Origin of the sequence: Ferrovibrio sp. MS7 (assembly GCF_038404985.1) — a bacterium.
Taxonomy (GTDB): domain Bacteria; phylum Pseudomonadota; class Alphaproteobacteria; order Ferrovibrionales; family Ferrovibrionaceae; genus Ferrovibrio; species Ferrovibrio plantarum.
The window spans coordinates 926,927-945,677 of the sequence record NZ_JBBKBA010000002.1 but is presented as its reverse complement, the minus strand read 5'-3'; the positions used below and the strand labels follow the sequence as shown (position 1 = coordinate 945,677).

General features: G+C 57.5%; 17 protein-coding genes. 7 read left to right on the top strand and 10 right to left on the bottom strand.

Annotated elements, in window-relative coordinates:
* Nucleotides 1-48: 48 nt before the first annotated feature.
* The 8 genes from qatA to V6B08_RS17645 form a co-directional block, all read right to left on the bottom strand.
* Nucleotides 49-2,028: a Qat anti-phage system ATPase QatA gene (gene qatA, locus V6B08_RS17680; RefSeq protein WP_341983317.1), complete on the bottom strand. Its 1,980-nt coding sequence runs from the start codon at nt 2,026-2,028 to the stop codon at nt 49-51.
* Nucleotides 2,029-2,839: 811 nt separating this feature from the next.
* Nucleotides 2,840-3,691, bottom strand: coding sequence for a metallophosphoesterase (locus V6B08_RS17675; protein WP_341983315.1), 852 nt, complete (start codon nt 3,689-3,691; stop codon nt 2,840-2,842).
* Nucleotides 3,692-4,921: 1,230 nt separating this feature from the next.
* Nucleotides 4,922-5,233 (bottom strand): TauD/TfdA dioxygenase family protein, encoded by a 312-nt coding sequence (locus tag V6B08_RS17670; RefSeq protein ID WP_341983528.1) that lies wholly within the window; start codon nt 5,231-5,233, stop codon nt 4,922-4,924.
* 232 nt (nt 5,234-5,465) lie between these two features.
* Nucleotides 5,466-5,789, bottom strand: a complete 324-nt coding sequence (locus V6B08_RS17665) for a BON domain-containing protein (protein ID WP_341983312.1) — start codon at nt 5,787-5,789, stop codon at nt 5,466-5,468.
* Between the two features lie 43 nt (nt 5,790-5,832).
* Nucleotides 5,833-6,084: a YMGG-like glycine zipper-containing protein gene (locus tag V6B08_RS17660; RefSeq protein ID WP_341983310.1), complete on the bottom strand. Its 252-nt coding sequence runs from the start codon at nt 6,082-6,084 to the stop codon at nt 5,833-5,835.
* A gap of 96 nt (nt 6,085-6,180) precedes the next feature.
* The gene (locus V6B08_RS17655; RefSeq protein WP_341983308.1) at nt 6,181-6,351 is read right to left on the bottom strand and encodes a CsbD family protein; all 171 of its coding nucleotides are present in this window, start codon (nt 6,349-6,351) and stop codon (nt 6,181-6,183) included.
* A 26-nt stretch (nt 6,352-6,377) separates the two neighbouring features.
* A complete protein-coding gene (locus V6B08_RS17650; protein ID WP_341983305.1) occupies nt 6,378-6,536 on the bottom strand; it encodes a DUF3309 domain-containing protein in 159 nt (52 codons plus the stop codon).
* A 145-nt stretch (nt 6,537-6,681) separates the two neighbouring features.
* Nucleotides 6,682-11,088 carry a chemotaxis protein CheB gene (locus tag V6B08_RS17645; protein ID WP_341983303.1) on the bottom strand — a complete coding sequence of 1,469 codons (4,407 nt, stop codon included), beginning with the start codon at nt 11,086-11,088 and terminating at the stop codon, nt 6,682-6,684.
* A 684-nt stretch (nt 11,089-11,772) separates the two neighbouring features.
* Between V6B08_RS17645 and V6B08_RS17640 the strand changes: the two genes are divergently transcribed.
* Nucleotides 11,773-12,390: an OmpA family protein gene (locus V6B08_RS17640; protein WP_341983301.1), complete on the top strand. Its 618-nt coding sequence runs from the start codon at nt 11,773-11,775 to the stop codon at nt 12,388-12,390.
* Between the two features lie 294 nt (nt 12,391-12,684).
* Nucleotides 12,685-13,374 (top strand): LuxR C-terminal-related transcriptional regulator, encoded by a 690-nt coding sequence (locus V6B08_RS17635; protein ID WP_341983299.1) that lies wholly within the window; start codon nt 12,685-12,687, stop codon nt 13,372-13,374.
* Here V6B08_RS17635 and V6B08_RS17630 read toward each other — a convergent pair.
* The gene (locus V6B08_RS17630; RefSeq protein WP_341983297.1) at nt 13,371-13,901 is read right to left on the bottom strand and encodes a hypothetical protein; all 531 of its coding nucleotides are present in this window, start codon (nt 13,899-13,901) and stop codon (nt 13,371-13,373) included. The two genes, V6B08_RS17635 and V6B08_RS17630, sit on opposite strands and share 4 nt — an antisense overlap.
* Before the next feature lie 119 nt (nt 13,902-14,020).
* Nucleotides 14,021-14,680, bottom strand: a complete 660-nt coding sequence (locus tag V6B08_RS17625; protein WP_341983295.1) for a helix-turn-helix transcriptional regulator — start codon at nt 14,678-14,680, stop codon at nt 14,021-14,023.
* Nucleotides 14,681-14,848: 168 nt separating this feature from the next.
* Here V6B08_RS17625 and V6B08_RS17620 point away from each other — a divergent pair, with 168 nt between their 5' ends.
* From V6B08_RS17620 to V6B08_RS17600, 5 genes are all read left to right on the top strand, one after another.
* On the top strand, nt 14,849-15,835 hold the full coding sequence (locus tag V6B08_RS17620) for a CsgG/HfaB family protein (protein ID WP_341983522.1): 987 nt from the start codon (nt 14,849-14,851) through the stop codon (nt 15,833-15,835).
* Complete coding sequence (locus V6B08_RS17615; RefSeq protein ID WP_341983293.1) at nt 15,832-16,833, top strand: hypothetical protein; 1,002 nt, start codon at nt 15,832-15,834, stop codon at nt 16,831-16,833. The genes V6B08_RS17620 and V6B08_RS17615 overlap by 4 nt, the downstream gene beginning before the upstream one ends.
* A 91-nt stretch (nt 16,834-16,924) precedes the next feature.
* Nucleotides 16,925-17,329 (top strand): hypothetical protein, encoded by a 405-nt coding sequence (locus V6B08_RS17610; protein WP_341983291.1) that lies wholly within the window; start codon nt 16,925-16,927, stop codon nt 17,327-17,329.
* A gap of 34 nt (nt 17,330-17,363) precedes the next feature.
* Nucleotides 17,364-18,311: a tetratricopeptide repeat protein gene (locus V6B08_RS17605; RefSeq protein ID WP_341983289.1), complete on the top strand. Its 948-nt coding sequence runs from the start codon at nt 17,364-17,366 to the stop codon at nt 18,309-18,311.
* Between the two features lie 20 nt (nt 18,312-18,331).
* Nucleotides 18,332-18,745: a hypothetical protein gene (locus V6B08_RS17600; protein WP_341983287.1), complete on the top strand. Its 414-nt coding sequence runs from the start codon at nt 18,332-18,334 to the stop codon at nt 18,743-18,745.
* The last annotated feature ends 6 nt before the right edge of the window (nt 18,746-18,751 follow it).

The window sequence follows — 18,751 nt, the reverse complement described above, 5'->3', positions numbered from 1 at the left end:
CGAGAGGTGTCCCGCCGCCCTGGCCGCCAAATGCACTCGAGGTGCCCATCAGCGCGCTCCCTGGCGAGCTCGAAGAACGTTGGTCGCTGTCGCCTTGAGCATCGTTCCGCCTTCCTTACCCCAGGTCTGAAGAAGGCGGTCGAAGCGCTGGGTCGCATCGCCGTCCTTCAGAACACTCTCCCAGCCGCTGCATACCCATGGCCCGAGACGATCTCGTGGGAGAGTGTCAAGGAAGTCGAGTAGACTGCTTTGCAGGGTTGGATGAGCCCTCACGAGAACTGCCAGACCTGCCGCACCTGGCGGTTCGGTGTCGAAGCTGTCACCCCCGACGATGCGCCCGCGCACGGCTTCAAAGATTTGCGCCGCTTCCGGCGAAGCCAGGCGTTTGAGATCTGTTTCCAGCCCCTGCACTGCAAACTTGCCGCCAAAGAGCTGCTCGACCACGCCGGCCAGATGGCCAAGCACAGAAGCGGCGCCGAAATAGTCCTTCCGGTCCTTGGCGACGAAGAGGTAGGGGCGGAGATCCACGCCGCCGATCGCAGTCGGCACCGCCGCCCAGGCCTTGATCGCGGGGGACGACAACCATTCGCCCAGCAACGCGCTGTCAGCTAATTTCACCGCTTCCAGTTTGGGCGCCAGCTTCGCGGCATCGGTGCCCTTGGCAGTGGCCTTCTCCAGTTTGACGGCGGGTTTCGGGTCTGCTTTGGCAGTTGCCACAGTTTCGAGCGTGGACAGGTCCGGGCATTTTCCGTCCGCTGCCGCTGCGGCGGCTGCGGCAATCTGGTCGAAGAGACGTGGGAGAAACCGCTCGGCAAGCATTAACTTCGCAAGCACCGGCAGCTTGACGTCGTCGCCGAACCCCCGTGCTTCGGCAGTGCGTTGCCGCAGCATTAGTGTGTTGAGAAACCGCTTGATCTGACGCGGGTTGCCCTTAGTGCCGCTCGCTAGAATCGGTCCGATCTGATCGCTGAGTGCCAACGCGTTGTTGGCGCGCGAAGCCTTGTCGCCGAGTGTGGCTCTTACCGTGGCCGCATCAAGCGCTCCCGAAGTCCAGGGGCGCTTCAGTCGTTCGCGAGCGACCTTGATCAAGGCGTTGAAGGCGACATCGTCCTCGCCGAGTTCTGAGCCGACGAGGAGGAGTGTTACATAAATCCGCGTTTCCGTGTCGCCGAGTGCCGGGATGCGGAAGGGCACCTGGATGAGCTTTTCAAGATAGTTCCGAGCGTATGTCTGTGGGCCGGTGGTGTCTGGCAGATCGGGGAAGTGCTTGCGCACCGCATACTCGATCATCGCCTCGTCGGCGGCGACGACGAAGGCGGTGCGCGACGTGAAGACGAAGAGGCGCACAGCCTCCAACGTCTCGATCGCGGTATCCGGGAGGCAGCGATCCAGGTCATCGATCAGGACAACAAGCTGCTCGACGCCAGCTTTGTCGAGGAGGTCGTCGAAGGCCTTCCGGAACGCGTTGATTTCCTCGGGGACATTGGTCGAGTCGCCTTCACCCTTCGGCTTCAGCAGGCCCTTCACGCCTTCGACGGTGGCTTCGAGATTGCCCTTGCTGGCGAGTTTCGTCGGGTCGGCGAGGAAACCTTCCAGCGTTCCTACGATGGTCTGAATTTGATCCGGTGTTGGAATTCCTGTGAAAGCGGTGAAGGCGAGCCCGCCGGCCTTCTTCGCGACCTTGAGCCAGTCGATTCGTCGAAAGATATCCTTGACCGCCTCGCCGGTCTTGGTCAAAGCGGGGCGCTTTTCGATGAGGCCAGTGACGATACCCTCGATGAGGGCGATTTTGGCGTCTTCAAATCCCTGGAAGCGCCAACCGTTGAACTTCAAGCAGAGGACCTTGGCCTCGCCATTGAAGCCGGCATCGATCATTTCCAGTACACTGGATTTGCCTGCGCCCCAATCACCATGGACACCCACGGTGACCGGCTGATCAGGTCGGTCGCGGAGGAGTTTGATGATGGTTGCCGCGATCGCCTCGTTGTTGAGGAGGTCAACCCTGGTTTCATTGTCCGTCAGGATCACCGATCACCTCCCCGGTTTTAGCAGCCGTAGGAGCTCGTCCTGGCGGCGACCGCGCAACAGCAGCTAGCCTGCCTTCTTCATGCTGCGGACCTTTGAGTTGTGTAGCATGAAGAAGGCAATTATTCCAGATGGGAAAGCGCCATAAAATTGAAGACTATTGGGTTGTGTTCTATTTTACGATGGAAGTTGACGCATTGGGCAATGGCAGCCTGGCTGACGGATTTGGTGAGAGTTGCGCAGCCGTTGGAAGCGGCACAAAAATTGTCACCTAACGTGGCTTCCGACAGCAGTATTTAAGCGATGCGGATAAAAAATAACTCGTCAGTCCTTCAGAGAAGTGTAGTTCATTAAATATCTAACCGCTCACTCTCGGTGTCTAGCAGCGGTTCCACCTAAAAACTTCTACAGTCACTCTGGTTAATCTGACTGATAAACCAAAGCATATCAGCACCAATCCTACTAGCTCAAACCTTTCATAATGCACGTTCGGCTCCACCAATGTGTGGAACTTCATCGGCAATCCAAAGATCACCGCGAACAGCCAAACATAATCACTAGCTTTGAGTTTACGCTCTGTGAGTGCAGGCCCTAGGCCCAATGCGGCGGAATGGCAGCCCAGCAAACAAGCAAGAAAAATCAGAGTCATGAAGATGTATGAGGGAGAAAGATTTCCCCATCGATCAATGGAAACAGTCCGCAACTCTGAATTCAAGAAGTGATGGGCGCAATAGAAGCACAACACTCCAAGTGCTATCAAAACAAGGCTATATAGGTTTCGCCTATTCATTTTTATGGCCTTTTTTGCGATGATTTACTGAGCCTCGAGCGTGGCGATATTAATCGTGAAACCTGATGAGAATGCCCCGTTCTCTTGGGTCCGACTTGATCCACGCGACGGATATCCCCGCGGATTGCAGGCAAGAACTGTTCGGCCAATTTTATAGTTGAAACTGAAATGCGTATGGCCGTGCAGCCAGGCGGCGGGTTGATAATGTTCGATTATGTCCGACAGGTCGGACACGTAAGCTGCCGAAATCATGTCATCCTTATAGGCGGTCGCAATTGAACCGAGCGCCGGTGCATGATGCGTCACGACAACGGTTGGACCTGCAAATTCATGGGACAGCGTCTCTTCCAGCCAGGTGCGGGTTGTTTCGTGGATCTGGAGCGCATCAATTGGTCTGAACGTTCGGCCCTGCAGTGCGATGAGCCTGTGATCGTTTAGACATTCTCCGGCATTCGACATTGCTGCAGTGGCCCGGTCTGCGCCGAGGATTTCATAGTCTGTCCAAAGGGTGGCGCCGACGAAGCGGGTCCCACTAATAATGGCGACTTCCTGCTCGAGGAAATGCACCTCTCGACCGGAATCTCGATGTCGTGCGGCACCTAATCGCAGCTCCTCAATATCCTCGAGCAAGCTGCCCTTATAGAATTCGTGATTGCCGGCGACATAGATGATCGGGATCTCGAGAAACTCAGACACCTGCGACACGTAGTCCAGTGCCATACGTGGGCCGACTTCTATATCCCCGGCCAGCACCAGGACATCGGGCCGCTGCTTCTTCAATTCGGATAAAGAAGGTCCTCGATCTGGGTGGCGGTCTCGCCGCGGGCCAGGCTTCTCGAACTCACAATGTAGATCTGACATCAGGGCGATACGCATGTCACCAGATCACCGATCTCACTGCGAGGCGGCTGTGGATTACATCGAAGCGACTGGCAAGGGGTGGCTGAGGCCTTCCTTCAGGGAACCCCTGGTGGCGGCCCGGGGCACCATTACTAAAGCTACTCTCAGCCTGCTGATGGTTACTTTCTGACATGATCAACAGCCAGTCCGTATCCCTCTTGGCGCAGCAGAGGCATAAAGACCCGCATGAAGTTTCTTAACCTGGGCCTACCGGCCGAACTCAGCATCCGAACCAGGCGCTCTCTCCGAATTCCGGTTTGCTGGGCCAAGCCTTTAAAGCCACAAGTGGCTTCCACGTAGTAGCCCATGGTTTGCAGGGCCATCCGGGGCTGATCGTTCAGCTGCTTTACTGCCTTCTCAAGCAGCCTTCTCCTGGCGGCAGCGCTGCGCCTGGCTCTGGCGATAATGGTTTGCTGGTCGGTTTTGGTTCGCGGCATTGCGTACCTGCGGGTGTTACCTCTAGGCGCCAGACGGTTGCCGTGGGCAAACCGCCAGCCCTGTTTGGATCACATCATGCCACGAAATCCGGATGTGGAGTCGTCTAAAAGGTCCGCCTTGGCGGCCAGTTTGCAGATCGGTATGCGGAGGGATGCGGAAGTTGTTGGAAGGGATGGGATCGGTAGGTTAAGCGGGCCTCACGCTACATGGCTTTACCGGGAACCAGCCTGTTCCGTTCTGAATTGGATAATATCAGCAGCAATGGGAGGCTTGATCGGAAATGCTGCGCTCTCATACTGATGCACGAGGAGGCCCAGCACTTCGAGCTCATCAAGTGCCGGCGAGCCGGGCTCTGCATCCATCAGCTCATCAATGAGGTGGCCAGCCAAGAGCTTCCCATGTGTTGTAGTATTTCAAGCATCCGCGATATTGACCGAAGTAGATTTCGGCACCTCTGTGAATCTGCGGAGTATCGCCTCGCTGAATATGTATACAAGCTATTGGGATTCGAAGACCTCAAGAAGGATCTTGGGTTCTATGTATCAAGCCGAGCATCTACTTGTTTTCTGTAGGGTCTCGCATAAAATGAAAACTCGTCTCATATAAGCCCTTGAGTATGGCTTATATTCTAGAAAATGAGGTTCCCAGTTCGTCTCGCATAACCTGAACAATCCCTACTGAAATCTCGCATATAATGATCCGAGGAAAACTGCGAAAACTGGTCCTGGCAGAGGCTGTCGCCAGGATTGCGCAAAGAGCCCCGTAGCCTCAGGCACAGGAAGCGTAGCGTTCCCAGCCGCCATAAAGGCGGCGCACCTGGGTCCGGTGCAGCAGACGGCGGCTTGCCGGATCGAAGGCATCGCGACGATGCATCACGCCTACATTGTTCCACAGCAGCAGATCGCCCTGGTGCCAGCTATGGCGCGCGGTGAAGCGCGGCTCGGTTGCGTGCCACCACAGTTGATCGAGTAGTTCAGCGCCCAGAGCCTCGTCCAGGCCTTCCACCTTGGTACTCGAGCGGCGGCCAAGGGCAGTGACGGCTGCCCGCTTACCGGATCGGTAGTCAACAGCGGATGCCAGCTACCCTGACGGGGCTTGGTGCCAGAGTTTCCCATAAAGTGAAACTCCGTGTCATTTAAGGTTTTGATTTTGCCGCTATTCTCAGAGGGAAGCTTCGGCGATTTGTCTCGCATAGCATGAGATAATCGTCGCCAATCTTACATAAAATGCACGACTGTTAAGTGTCCGAAAAGTCAGGCCCATAGGCTGCGACTGCACCAAGGACCTGACCGTTTTATGCCGGGCTAGAGCGCTACTTGACCACCAGGTCGTTCTTCACCGACTTCACGCCCTCGACATTGCGAGCGAGTTCACCGGCCTTGGAGCGGTTTGCGGAGCTATCGACGAAACCGCTCAATTGCACTGAGTCCTTGAAGGTCTCGACGCTGATCTGCATCGACTTCAGGCTGGGCTCGTTCAGGATCGCGGTTTTCACCTTGGTGGTGATGGCAGCCGAATCAACATATTCGCCAGTCGATTCCTGGCGTGGTGTAGAGGAGCAGGCCGCAAGGCCACCGGTGACGGCCAGCAGTGCAGCTGCCGCGGCGAGCATGCGCAAGGTATGAGACGTGGTCATGGAAGATTCTCCGAATTGGACAGGAGGGCGTGGCGGATCAGGCTTATTTCTTTTTCCAGAGCGGATCGCCGAGATCGATCTGGTTTTCGTCGGTGAGGGCACCGGTGCCGGCGCCGACAGCGCCGCCAATCAAGGCACCTTCAAGTGGCGCGCCTATGAGGGCACCGCCCACCAGGCCTGCCGCGGCACCGATGCCGCCGCCGGAGATAGCGCGATCACCCTTCGATTCACCACAGGCACTGAGGCCGAGCAGGGCGCAGAGGGCAACGGTGAAGGCAATATCTTTGAAAGTCATGATGAATACTCCAAAAAAACTTGTTCAGTTCTAGGGAACTCCAGCCACCAGTATTCGGTGGCCCTGATCAGCAGAGTGGAAGCAGATTGTGTCGTATTAGCGTTTGAACGAATCTTTGATGGTGCCAACGGTATTCTGGATCTGGCCCTCGGCCTTGTCGGCTTTGCCCTCCACCTGCAGCTTGGCGTCGCCCAGGGCTTTTCCTGTCGCAAGCTTGAGGATGCCTCTGGCTTGCTTGGCCGATCCAACAATGCGGTTTTTATCCATGGTAAGAGCCTTTGCGTTGGCAGGGGCTAGATGCGCCCCATCAGTATTAGAACGACGACAACGATCAGCACGAGGCCGAGGCCGCCACTCGGGAAGTAGCCCCAGCCGTTGCTGTGTGGCCAAGTCGGCAAGGCGCCGATCAGAAAAACCACCAGGATGACAAGCAGAATGGTGCTGAGACTCATCACTTGAACTCCTATTGGAACGGGGCAAATGCAATCCCAGCGTGATCATGCAGTCTTTATGGCTTGGTTGTCGGAGGGACAGCATCCAGTACAAGGTCAGGGAATGATCAGGCGCCGAATATCGCTAGTGCGATAGAATCGGAATTTACCTATCGGCATTGCTCTTGGTGGCGGCTAGCGCCAGGCGGGCCAAGGCCGGCAAGGACTTTGATCCAGTTTTCTTCATGATCTGAGCGCGGTGATTTTCCACCGTGCGTTGGCTGATCCCGAGGTCGGCCGCGATATTCTTGCTGGGGTGCCCAGCCAGTACCAAGTCCATGATCTGGCGTTGGCGGGATGTAAGCCCGGCGATGCGGCCTGCGGCATCTTCCTGCCAAGCCAGTAACTTTGTTGCGTCACGTGATTGCAGAAGCGCACGCTCAACACTGGCCAGCAACTCACCGCGACCCACCGGCTTCTCGATGAAATCCAAAGCGCCGGCCTTCATCGCCTGCACCGCCATGGAGACGTCGCTATAGCCGGTGATCATAATGGCTGGCAGCCGATACCCGGCTTCTTTAAGGCGCCGTAGCAATTCGATTCCGTTCATGCCTGGTAGATAGGCATCAATCAGCAGACAGCCCTCTTGATCCGGGCGATAGGATTCCAGGAAGGTCTCGCAGCTTATGTAGGTTTCAACAATGCGACCACTTTCTTCAAGTACACTGCGAATTCCTTCGCAGACATGCCGGTCGTCATCCACAACGAAGACTGTAGGTTCCTCGGTATCGCCAGATGCCTTCGTGGCCGGTGTGGCGGGCTGTAGCAGCGGAACAAGGCGCTGAATGGATTCCATCAGCTCCGTCACCCGTACCGGTTTGTTGAGTTTAAGGCAATTATGCCGCGTGATCTCATGCATCGTGTCGGTCGATATGTCGCCCGTAAGAATAATCACGGGAATATGACGAATCAGCTTTCCCCGCAACTTCACCGCAGTTTCGAGTCCATTCAAACCATTGGGCAAATTGTAATCGGCAAGAATGAGGTCGGGCTGCAGCTTGCCGTCTGCGGCCAGTTCCAGTGCAATAACACCATCTGCCGCCGCCACAACATTATAGCTTTCATCCCTGAGGATCATTTCAAGAAGGTCACGTACTTCTGGGTCATCTTCGATCACCAGAATCGTACCCGTATGGTGCAAGGGAGCGGCTATATCGGCTTCTGTTATGCGCTGCGGGTTTTTCCAGCTTACAGCCTTTTCACTGGAGGGCAGTTCCAGCGCGATAATGAAAACGGAGCCTTTTCCTGGTTGTGAACGCACACTGATCGAATGCCCAAGAAGATTGCTGAGGCGTTGCACAATGGAAAGGCCGAGGCCAAGGCCGCGGCTTCGCTCCCGGGCTGGGTTATCAAGCTGATGATACTCCTCGAAAATAGCCTGCAATTCCTGCTTCTCTATGCCGATGCCGGTGTCCCAGATCTCGATGCGTAAGGTACCCTGATGACGGCGGCAGCCAAGCAGCACCTTGCCGCTCTTGGTATATTTCAAGCCGTTCGAGAGCAGATTTCGGATCATCTGTTCAAGCAGGCGCGGATCGCTGTGGATCGACAGACTGCAGGGAATAATGCGCAGCTCCAGACCTTGCACTTGCGCATAATAGGTGAACTCGTCGCGCAGGCGGTCGAATATGCTGTTGATTGGGAAATCCACCATCTCGGGACGAACGGTACCCGCCTCAATCTGGTTGATGTCAAGCAGAGCGTTCAGCATGCCTGACATGGTGGCCAGTGTGTCGCCGAGACGGGAAACCAGCTTTGGCGCGGTTTCACCCTCAACGGTCTTCGCTAAAAGTCCCTGTAGCAGCGAGAAGGTTTGTAGCGGCTGGCGCAGATCATGGCTTGCTGCCGCCAGAAAGCGCGATTTCGCCGCATTCGCTAGCTGCGCCTGTCGCTTCGCGGCTTCGAGGGCATCTCCCGCGCGTTTCCGCTCGGTGATGTCGGTGAAGGTGATGACCACACCCTCAACACCACTATCCTGGGTTCGATACGGCAAAATGCGGCGTACAAACCAGGCACCATTCTGGGTTTCAACTTCACGTTCAAGCGGGGTGAGGGAATCCAGCACTGCGCGTGCATCGGCCAGCGGTGTGCCATCGGCCGAAAGCGAGCTGAAATCCGCCAATGGCCGGCCAACATCGCTTGGAATCAAGTTGAAAAGTGCTTTGGTGGCCGGAGTGAAGAAGCGGATATTCAGTTTTGTATCAAGGAAGATCGTTGCCACGTCGGTGCTGTACAGCACATTCTGCAAATCATTCGATGTAGTGCGCTGCCGCTCCAGGGTTTCCTGCAACTGGCTGTTCAAGGTGGTCAATTCCTCGTTCAGGGTCTGTAGTTCTTCCTTCGATGTCAGCAACTCCTCGTTCGCTGCCTGGTATTCCTCATTCACCGACAACGCGTCTTCGTTTATCTCCTTCTGCGTTTCCGCCGAAGCTTCCAGGCTGCGGATGGCATCCTGCAGTTCGATCCGGGTGGATTCAAGCTCATGCTCCAGCTCGGCGACTCGCGATACATCCTCTGGCATGGTGGCGCGGGTTGGCTGTTGCTCTGACTTCGGCTCATCGAAGAAGGAAATCAGCTGGAAGGCCTCGCTTTCGTGGGTTACTGGCTGAACCACAATGCGGAAGGGCAGGATTAGGCCTTGGCTTTCCGTCTGGCCGCCCTGCATCACAACGCGTGCATTATGCTGCGTGGCCTGCTGGATTGCCGAGCGCAGCTTGGTGCGCACACCGTCGCGTGCCATGGCAAGCAAATCATGGCTGGGATGGCCTGGCGCCACGTGCAGATAGCGATCCGTTGGCCCGAGTGAGTAGACAACTTCATGCCGGCGATTGATCAGCACGCTCGCCGGTACGTAAGCTTCCGCAACAAGCCGACGGCAAAGTTCGGCCAGGATGGCTTGCTGAGACTGTCCCTGTCCCTGTCCCTGTCCCTGTCCCTGTCCCTGTCCTAACCTCAAGGCAACACGCACGCCACCCGCATTCATCGGCAGGCCGAAATCGCCCGGCCGGCTTGGGCCAATATGGCGGTACACCCGGTTTGGCTTGGAAACGACCTCAAAGCGCCCCTCGCTATTGCCAATGGTTTCCGCATTGCCAAGCAGCAGGATGCCGCCGCTACGTAGAGCGAAGTGAAACAGCGCGACTACTTTCGCCTGGGCCTCGGGCTGCAGATAAATGAGCAGATTGCGGCAAGAGACGAAATCAAGCCTGGAAAAGGGCGGATCGATCAGCACATCCTGCACTGTGAAAATCACCGAAGCGCGCAGTTCGGGCGAGACCCGGTAACCCTGCTCTTCTTTGGAGAAGAAGCGAGCCAGGCGCTGCGGCGACACATCCGCTGCTATCGTATCCGGGTAGAGTCCATCGCGCGCGGTGATAATTGCGTCGAGATCGACATCGGAAGCAAAGACTTGCAGTTTTATATTGCGCTTGCTTGCTGTGATCTGCTCGCGGAACAGCATCGCCAGCGAATAAGCTTCCTCGCCGGTACTGCAGCCGGCGATCCAGATGCGGAGATGGTGATCGAGAGTCCGGTCGCGGACAAGATCCGGGATGATTTTGGTCGCCAGTAGATCGAAAACCTTGGGATCGCGGAAGAAGCTGGTGACGTTGATCAGGAGATCGTTGGCCAGTTGATCAAGTTCGCTCTCATCGGTTTGCAAGGTCTCGAGATAGCGCTCCACATCATCGGCATCTACGCCAACCATTGCCATGCGCTGCTCGATGCGCCGTTGCAGCGTGCCGGGTTTGTAGAGCGTGAAGTCATGTGCCGTACCGGCCCGCAGGATGCCAATTGCCTTAGCCATCCAGGCTGGCGGCGTGCGCGATATTTCGGCGCCAGCGCTCCTATGTGAATTCTCCATCTCCCTCAGATGTCCGAGCAAAGCCGCTGGAATCGCGGCCACTGGCAGTACCATGTCGGTCACGTTCGTGGCGATGGCGTTGCGCGGCATGCCGTCGTAGATGGCCTCTTCCGGATCCTGCACAATCACCAGGCCGCCCGCATCCTTCATCGCCCGGAGCCCCAGGCTGCCATCGGTTCCGGTGCCGGAGAGGATGACGCACATGCCGCGTTCACCACACTCTTCTGCCAGGGACCGCAGCAGGAAGTCGAAGGGCATGCGGGTGCCGTGACGCTCCCGTGGCTTGGTGAGCCGCAAGGCCCCATGGCGCAATGCGATGCAGACACCCGGCGGGATCACATAGACGCAATCGCGCAGCACCGGCATGCCATCCACGGCCTGCTGTACCTTCATTGATGTGTGGCCGGAGAGTAGTTCCACCATCATGCTCTGATGCGTGGGGTCGAGGTGCTGCACCAGGATGAAGGCTATGCCGCTGGCTGGTGGCAGGGCGGCAAAGAATTTCTGGAAAGCATCCAATCCGCCGGCTGAAGCGCCTAGGCCCACGACCGGAACCAGGCCGGTTTCTTCCATACTGGTGCGCAGCGGCAGGACATGCTGAACCTGCGGCAGATCAACTGCGTCATCCGGTAGAGGCCGGCGTTTAGTCATGTTGTCTTTCTGTCCCGCCCACATGCCGCGCATGTAATTGCAGGATGACGCTATCCTAGCACACTAATCTCTCCGCCGCGAATGGTGTGTTTATCCATTTGGTGTGTGCCGTATGAGTATTTTCCGATTCTATCGCTATCGAGCACCGCCAGATATCAGGGGAGCATAGGACCCTGAATAACTATTCCAGCTTGGCTTTTCCAAGCGCATGGCAGTCAGTGAAGCGGGGGCACTACTATTCATCCTCGCGCAATAAGCATAGCGTTTGGCCGGGATTTCACCGGGTCCCAGTCAAGCAAGCCCCCTTCACGTTTCATTGTGGAGGGGGCTTTTCATTTCTGTGCGCAATGCTCACGGAAATCAGAATCACCATAAGGGTGGTGCGGCGCCCATTCGGGGTACGTCATTGCTGAATGGTGAAAGCAGAAAACGATCATCGGGTTTTTATTTTTGCTACGGTTATCAAACGGTTATCAATCTGATACGGCATCAGGCGGCTTGCAAAGAACCGAATTGTATTGGTACTTGCCGCAACACTGCGCTCGGTGGGCTGTGTGTTTTCCGATTCTATCGTCGTCATCTTGCACAACGCTAGGATCAATCATCGCGCAGAAGGCCAGTGCAAGCACATTGCCAGCCAGAAGGCGATTGAAACTTCACCAGTATCCAGCGGAGAATCCCGCCATGAAGTTCCCCTTTTTGCTCGCTGCCATAGGCGCGTCAATCGTTGGAGTCAACACATTGCATGCCCGCTATATCGGCGCGAATGATGCGCGCGCCATAACCAATGTTCATGTGCGTGCCGACCAGCCAGATGTCGCGCTTAATTCCAGTGCCGGCATGATCGCCCAGAGCGTTGGAAATGATATCGTTGGCGGGCGCCGCACGGCGTCGGACTCCAGCGACATGTCGGGTATTTCCGGTCTGGCGGCACCACAAGGCCATGTCGGCCTAGCCGGCACCTATGGTCCGACCGGTTCTTTCAACAACTGGACGCCGTATCAGCGCTTTGCTTTCGACAAGGACAGTGCCGATGTACGCTTCTCCGATATGCGGCAAGCCTCCGATATCACCGCCTATATGCTGGAAAACCCCACCGCTCGCCTTGGCATTGATGGCTCCTCCAGTGCGCCAACCGCCGAATGGCGCGACCAAGCCCTTACCGAGCGCCGGATCGGTGCCGTGCGTGATGCGTTGGTCCAGGCCGGAACGCCAGCCTTTAAAATCCAGATCGGTGCATTCGGAGATCCGGAGTCCCGTCGCGAGAATCAGGTCGAAGTCCTTCTGATCACCGTCCGGTAATACCCCTATAGGAATGGATTTGACGTCCAGAAGTCCCTTCGCGCTTTGTGCAAAGGGAATCCGGTTCTCTAGTCATGCATAAAAGAGGGGAGACCTGGCGCGGAAGGAGAGATGCCGGACAAAAGGGGGTACTCACCATAGCGCCCCTCCCCCTGAATGACGGCGCGAATGCCCAATACCCTGCCCGAACGCTCCTTAGGGCAGCAAGCGGGATTCCTTTAAGTTCATTTGCACATACACGAACACGAAATTGCATATTGACGCTTTAATCCCAATCCCGAAAGGGGAAGTCACATGGACGGAACTTCGGTGTTGCACATTGATCGCAACCAGCTATTTCGGGAGGGTCTGCGGCGCATCCTCGATGATTCACCATTCTATGTTTCCTATGAGGCTTCATCTTTCTCGGAAGGGTCGAATCAGGTGGTTGCCCAGAAACCCGGAATTATCATCATCGATACCAATGGTTATGGCGATGTCTTGCCGGAGCTGATGCTCTCCGCGCGTTCCGTGCCGGTGCCGCCGCGTGTGGTGGTGCTTACGGATACGGTGGGTATTCCCCGCCTCGCCACGGCACTCAGCGCGGGCGTGGATGGTTATCTGCTGAAGGATATGTCGGCGGATGCACTCAAGCAGTCGCTGCGCCTGGTGCTGATGGGTGAGAAGGTGTTCCCCACCGATCTGGCGCATCTGCTGATCAACAACCGCTTTGTCGCCCAGAATAGCGCGCCGACTGAACGCAACGGTGCCTTGTCGGATAGGGAAACGGAAATCCTCGCCTGCCTGGTCAATGGCCATTCCAATAAGGCCATTGCCAATCGGCTGCAGATCACCGAAGGCACCGTGAAGGTGCACCTGAAAGGGGTTTTAAAAAAGATCCATGCCAGCAACCGGACGCAGGCCGCTATCTGGGCCTTACAGAATGGCATCATCGCCGATGTGATCGCCGAACCGCAGCCGCTGCGGATACTGAAGCAGGCCTAGTCCAGATCATCCTGGCTGATCCAGGCATCGAGTGGAGTGCCAGCATTACTCGGCGGCAGCAGACCCTCAGCCGAGCCGCGGCCCAGGCCTGGGCCAAGCATGGATATCCACTGCATCATGCTGTCAGCGGGATGATTGCTGCGGCCGTAATGGCTGGCCAATCCGCCACTGGCGGCAAACAACCCCCAGCCTAATCCTGTGCCCAGGCCGGTGGCCCAACCACGCCCTGGCCGCGCCCCGGGCAGGAAAGCACCTGAGCCGGGCGAATAGAGGAAAGCCTGGCTGCCGCGGCGCGAAACATCAAGCAGGCCGCCGGCGCCGTCTCGCACCAGATTGCCCGGCCGGCTACCCAGCAGGCGCGCATTCAGGATTGCCAGCCGCGCACCGGAACTGACACCGGTGCCACCACCTGCCTGATAGGGCAGATTACCTGCCTGGGCTAGGGCGGCGCCGCCAGAGAAGAGAGTGAGCCCGGCGACCAGAATGACGGTGCCCAGCGGCAGACACGTGGTGAGAATTAGCTTCATGACATAAATCTCCCATCAATGATGCCCGACAGTAGTGCATCCCCGCCAGGTAGGAAGCCAAGACACGGCCTCTTCCCCCTTTGCGCTCACGCTATCACGGAGTTGCAGCGGCAAAGGCTTCACGCCAGAGGTATGATTACCCCAGGCGTTACTGGTGATAGCCCATTTTCCGCGGCAAACACCGCTACGGCCGTGCGGTTATGCATCCGCAGCTTATGCGTCACCAGGTGAACCAGGGTCTTCACCCGGCTTTCCGCCAGCCCGCTGCGCTGGGCGATATGGCGGTTGGACAGCGCGGCACCGATATAGGCCAGCACACGCAACTCCTCGGGTGACAGGCTGCCGACGATATCCAGGCGCAGGCGATTGGCCATAAGGCGGTGGAGTAACTCGCCCGATATCGACATATACCCTTTGATGGCCAATTCCAGCAGGTCGATCGGCACATCGCCGTACTGTTCCCGAAGCAGCAGGCCGCAGTTGCGCTGGGCCCTGCTCATCACATCCAGCATCTGCTGATCCGAGAGGATCACCACGGCGCGTACGCTGGCCAGCGTCTTCTGTGTCGCATCCAACCTGTTATCCCAAAGCCAGATCAGGTCATCGGCTTCGATCAGCACAAGATCCGTCATGGTACAGGTATGATCGAACGAATCTCCCACGCGTGGATCGATGATGCCGATTAGTTTCCATTGTGCCAGGCGCATCACTTCGTGATGCAGGGCCCAGGCCAGGTCGGTTTTTCTCGAAGCAATCAGCACACGCCGACCGGTGAACATTTTCTTCCTATTGCTGTCGTCAAATTATGCACAAGCATCACCATATCCGCCAGAAAACTCGATGCGGGAGGCCTCGCCGCATTGTAGTCGTTTTGCGCATCAACCGCAGCGTTACATGGAGAGCATCGGTAGTAGAAGCTCTCCCCCTATCGAGACTGCGCCGTGGAAATGCGTATCTCCTTTGCGCGGAAATCCAACCTCCTGTTTCCTTCTGTATCCGCCAGCAATCCCTATTGTGGCGCACAGGAGATCAGGGAGATGGCGCATGGCCTGCGGATACGAATTTGGTCACATGCCATTCTCCATAACAGACGGGAGAGACCGGTGCGCAGTTTTCCCTTAGTAGCCATGGCGGCTTTGTCCTTGAGCGCATGCTCCGCACAAGACGTCTATTCCAGCCAGGGAGCCCGTCCGACCTACGGCTTGCCCGTCACCAACAACGACACGCCTTACTCACAATGCTTGTCGGCACTGTCCAAGCTGCCGGCGAACGGCCTGCCGGTTTTCACCGTCGGTGAAGTGGCAGACAAAACGGGACAGGTTGATCGGTCGAATAACGGTGCCGTCTTGTCGCAAGGCATCACGGAAATGATGATGAGTGCTTTTTACAAGACCCGCCGCGTTCATCTGGTCGAGCGTTTCGACCTCCGCATTCCGCTTGCTGAGGCTCGTATGGTCGAACAGAAGCTGGCCCAGGCTCCAGCGCAAACGTCGGCACCCATCCGCGCCAGTAACTTCGTGGTCATGGGGGCGCTCACCGAGCTGAATTACAACATCGTCAGTGAAGGTGCCCGGCTTTCGGTCGGCGGCATTGGCGGCGGTGCGCGCACGGTTGTCATCAATGTTGGCCTGGATGTCCGGGTCGTCAATTCGCAGAGCTTCGATGTCCGTTTCGTCAGCTCGCTGCAGAAGCAGATCTTTGGTTATGAAGTCGAGGCAAACGTCTTTCGTTTCTTTGGCTCAAGGCTCGTCGAGTTTGATGCGGGACGTATTCAAAACGAACCGCTTCAGCTCGGTGTGAGGTCCGTTGTTGAAATGGCCGTGTACCAGATCATGACGGAATATATGGGTTTGCCGAGTTCGGCCGAGTGCCAGCTCGAACGGACCAACTACGCTGAGGAATCTCTCTTGAAACCCAAAGGAGCTAAAAAATGAACGGCATCTTCAAGGCTGGCCTGCTGGCTGGCGTGTCCGTAGCGGCCCTCTCTCTGTCGGTCGCCACCCCTTCCTACGCCTTCGACAGTGTCGATTGGACGTGGGATGCCACCGTGACCGAGAACGTGGTCAAGAATGTCAACGTCAACATCAATATCAACCCGACCGGCATGACCATGATTGAGGGTCTGCAGGGCCATATTGGTGATGTGATGGCGACTTCGGTCATCGAAGGCACCACCAACACTCAGCCTGCCTCTGCTGGCACTGTGGATCTCGGCACTGTCGATTTCCAGTTCCATTACGGCCTCGGCGGCACTGGCGTTGTGGTACTGGATGACAGCTTCAAGAGCCCCAACGTTGTAACCGGCACGGTGGATGAGGGTGATGAAGCCCCCAACATCAATGGCACCGTGGTCGGCTCGCTGAGCCTCGGCACGGTTGAAGTTCCGGCTTCCGCTGTGCTCTCGGCCGCCACTGATCTGCCGTCTGTTGTCAGCGCCGCGACTGCGGTTGCCAACAACCTGACCATCGGTTCGGATGTGGCGACTGAGCTGCATATTGGCCAGTTTGCCATCGGTGATGGCAGCGGCGAAATTGGCGCGATCCCCAATTTCGGCACCAACAACTCCAACCTGACTGTCGCCGGCGCCCTGGCTTCCATGGCGGTGAACGGCAGCCTGGTGAAGGCCAAGGTCGAAGCCAAGTCGACTGTCAGCGAAATCCTCAACGCTTCGGTCGATAGCTCGGCCACGGCGGTTGCGAACAACCTGACTGTCGCCGTTGCTCCGGCCACTGCTGGTGACGGCCTGCTGATCGGCGACGTAATCCAGTTCGCCTATGCCGATGTGAAGGCGAACTCGAAGGTGACTGGCGTGACTCTGAGCAACTACAGCGGCCTGGGCAGCTTGACCCGCCCGGTTGTGAGCTCGGTGGCTACGGCGGTGGGCAACAATGCGTCCATCACGGTCAAGACTCCGGTGGTTGCGGTTCCGTAACCAACGGTCGGCGCTGGGAGAGAGGGCAAAATCCCCCCATCTCGCTCTCTCTCCCAATGTCCATTCTTACCCGAAATAAATGGAGGCTCTCATGCTTTGGACAAAACCCTCTTCGTTCGCCGTACTTACTGCGCTTGCGATGCTAAGCCAACCCGCCACGGCCCAGCAGATGGGTCGCGAGGGCTACAATTTTCCAGTTCGTGCTCCCAGCATGGCCGCGCAATTCGATTTTCAGGCCCGCATGGATAGCAACAGCGCATCTTCCGCCGGCGGTATGGGTGCGCTGAATCAGTATGTCAATCAGTACAGCTCAAGCTCGACCTCGATCGCCAACATGAATCAGGTCAATCAGACCGTGACTGGTGGCTCCACCGCAACCGTGGGGCAGACAGCGGATCAGACGAGTGCTGGTAACCAGGATGCCGATGCCAGCACCAAGACCAAGGTCGATAACTCGCTTTCGGTGCTGCAGAAGAACAGCAACAACCAGCCGTAGGTGCAGCATGTCGACAACGACAGAGAGATCGGCAATGAACGGACGCTGGATGCTGGCTATGGTCATGTACGCCATCGCGCGGCGGAGCTTCGGCGCTGCTGCACGCCAAGCGGCACTTCCGTTCAACGCAAATCTGACTTCGCCGCTGCCGACATCTGAGCTTGCCGCGCTGATTCACTCTGCCAATACTGGTGGTGCGGAGGCCCAATACCGCCTTGGTGTACTGGGCCTGGTGGGCAAGCTAGGCCCCGTGGGCCGCAAGAAATGCCGCCTGCTACTTGCCGCTGCTGCCATGCAGAACCATTCCGGTGCCTGCTTCGTATTGGGCATGCTGTACCAGCACGGCGCGCTGATCGCGTTAGACCGGACCAAGGCCGCGCATCTGTTTCAGCGTGCCGCCAGTAGTGGACATGCCAGAGCGCAGAATGCTCTGGCCCAGCTCATGCTGATCGGCAATGGAGTTGTTCGCGACAAGAGCGGTGCAATCGATTGGTTCGAGGCGGCCGTGGCCCAAGGTTTGCCCGAAGCCAAGGCCAATCTTGGTGCAGTTTTCATTCACGACCGTGGCGCAGCGACCGAGCGCGGCATGGCACTGATGATGGATGCGGCGGAGAATGGGATCATGGATGCCCAGCATTTCCTGGGATTGCATCACTATACAAATGTACGAGTGCCGCAAGACATCGATGCGGCCTACAAGTGGTATGGCATGGCGGTCGACCGCGGCCTGCCCACAGCGCAATACAATCTTGCGCTACTGATGCTGCGGCCTGTAGACGAACGTTTCAATCCGGTTACTGCCCTGAAATGGCTGCTGGTAGTAGCGACCAGCCGAAATGCCGTATTGCGGCAGGCTGCCGGCAAGGCCATAGACCATTTGGCGCCGCAGCTATCCCCGGCTGATGTGGCCAGCGCCACCGAGGCAGCCCTGACTTGGCGGCAGCAGCTTAAACCGGCCTCGCCGCCAAGGCCTAACCTATGAAGGCCCCGCTTGCACTAGCCATGCTCCTATTCGGCCTTGCCAGTAGTGGTTGCACGCCGTTGCTGCCGCTGGTGAGCGCTGCCCTGGGCGGCTTGGATGGCGGCGGCGGCAAATCGATGGCGCGAGGTCCCTTCGCCGGCGCCCCCTCCGCCACTCAGAACAGCCGCCCGGCCGAACCATCCGTCAACGACGCTCTGGCGGGCCTGGACCAGCGCATCAAGGCGAGCTGCCAGGCATTGCTGCCGCCACCGGAAGTCGAGCCGGCCATAGGCTGTGTCATGCGCGATATGTGCCTGCCTGGTGGCGAGCGGCCATTCCGGATGCGGGTCTGCGCGGCGGTTGGCAGCGATACCATCGCCGTATCGCCGGTAACGCGGATGCCAGACTGGCATTGGGCGAACGACAGCGCGCTCGCCTTGGCGGCAGAGCCGTAAGCCGCA

Excerpts from the sequence above, each read along its gene's own strand:
- V6B08_RS17645 (WP_341983303.1), bottom strand. The coding sequence starts at position 11,088 with ATGACTAAACGCCGGCCTCTACCGGATGACGCAGTTGATCTGCCGCAG.
- V6B08_RS17625 (WP_341983295.1), bottom strand. The coding sequence starts at position 14,680 with ATGTTCACCGGTCGGCGTGTGCTGATTGCTTCGAGAAAAACCGACCTG.
- V6B08_RS17640 (WP_341983301.1), top strand. The coding sequence starts at position 11,773 with ATGAAGTTCCCCTTTTTGCTCGCTGCCATAGGCGCGTCAATCGTTGGA.
- V6B08_RS17675 (WP_341983315.1), bottom strand. The coding sequence starts at position 3,691 with ATGCGTATCGCCCTGATGTCAGATCTACATTGTGAGTTCGAGAAGCCT.
- V6B08_RS17655 (WP_341983308.1), bottom strand. The coding sequence starts at position 6,351 with ATGGATAAAAACCGCATTGTTGGATCGGCCAAGCAAGCCAGAGGCATC.
- V6B08_RS17610 (WP_341983291.1), top strand. The coding sequence starts at position 16,925 with ATGCTTTGGACAAAACCCTCTTCGTTCGCCGTACTTACTGCGCTTGCG.
- V6B08_RS17620 (WP_341983522.1), top strand. The coding sequence starts at position 14,849 with ATGCGTATCTCCTTTGCGCGGAAATCCAACCTCCTGTTTCCTTCTGTA.
- V6B08_RS17605 (WP_341983289.1), top strand. The coding sequence starts at position 17,364 with ATGAACGGACGCTGGATGCTGGCTATGGTCATGTACGCCATCGCGCGG.
- V6B08_RS17660 (WP_341983310.1), bottom strand. The coding sequence starts at position 6,084 with ATGACTTTCAAAGATATTGCCTTCACCGTTGCCCTCTGCGCCCTGCTC.
- V6B08_RS17615 (WP_341983293.1), top strand. The coding sequence starts at position 15,832 with ATGAACGGCATCTTCAAGGCTGGCCTGCTGGCTGGCGTGTCCGTAGCG.
- V6B08_RS17630 (WP_341983297.1), bottom strand. The coding sequence starts at position 13,901 with ATGAAGCTAATTCTCACCACGTGTCTGCCGCTGGGCACCGTCATTCTG.
- V6B08_RS17600 (WP_341983287.1), top strand. The coding sequence starts at position 18,332 with ATGCTCCTATTCGGCCTTGCCAGTAGTGGTTGCACGCCGTTGCTGCCG.
- V6B08_RS17665 (WP_341983312.1), bottom strand. The coding sequence starts at position 5,789 with ATGACCACGTCTCATACCTTGCGCATGCTCGCCGCGGCAGCTGCACTG.
- V6B08_RS17635 (WP_341983299.1), top strand. The coding sequence starts at position 12,685 with ATGGACGGAACTTCGGTGTTGCACATTGATCGCAACCAGCTATTTCGG.
- V6B08_RS17650 (WP_341983305.1), bottom strand. The coding sequence starts at position 6,536 with ATGAGTCTCAGCACCATTCTGCTTGTCATCCTGGTGGTTTTTCTGATC.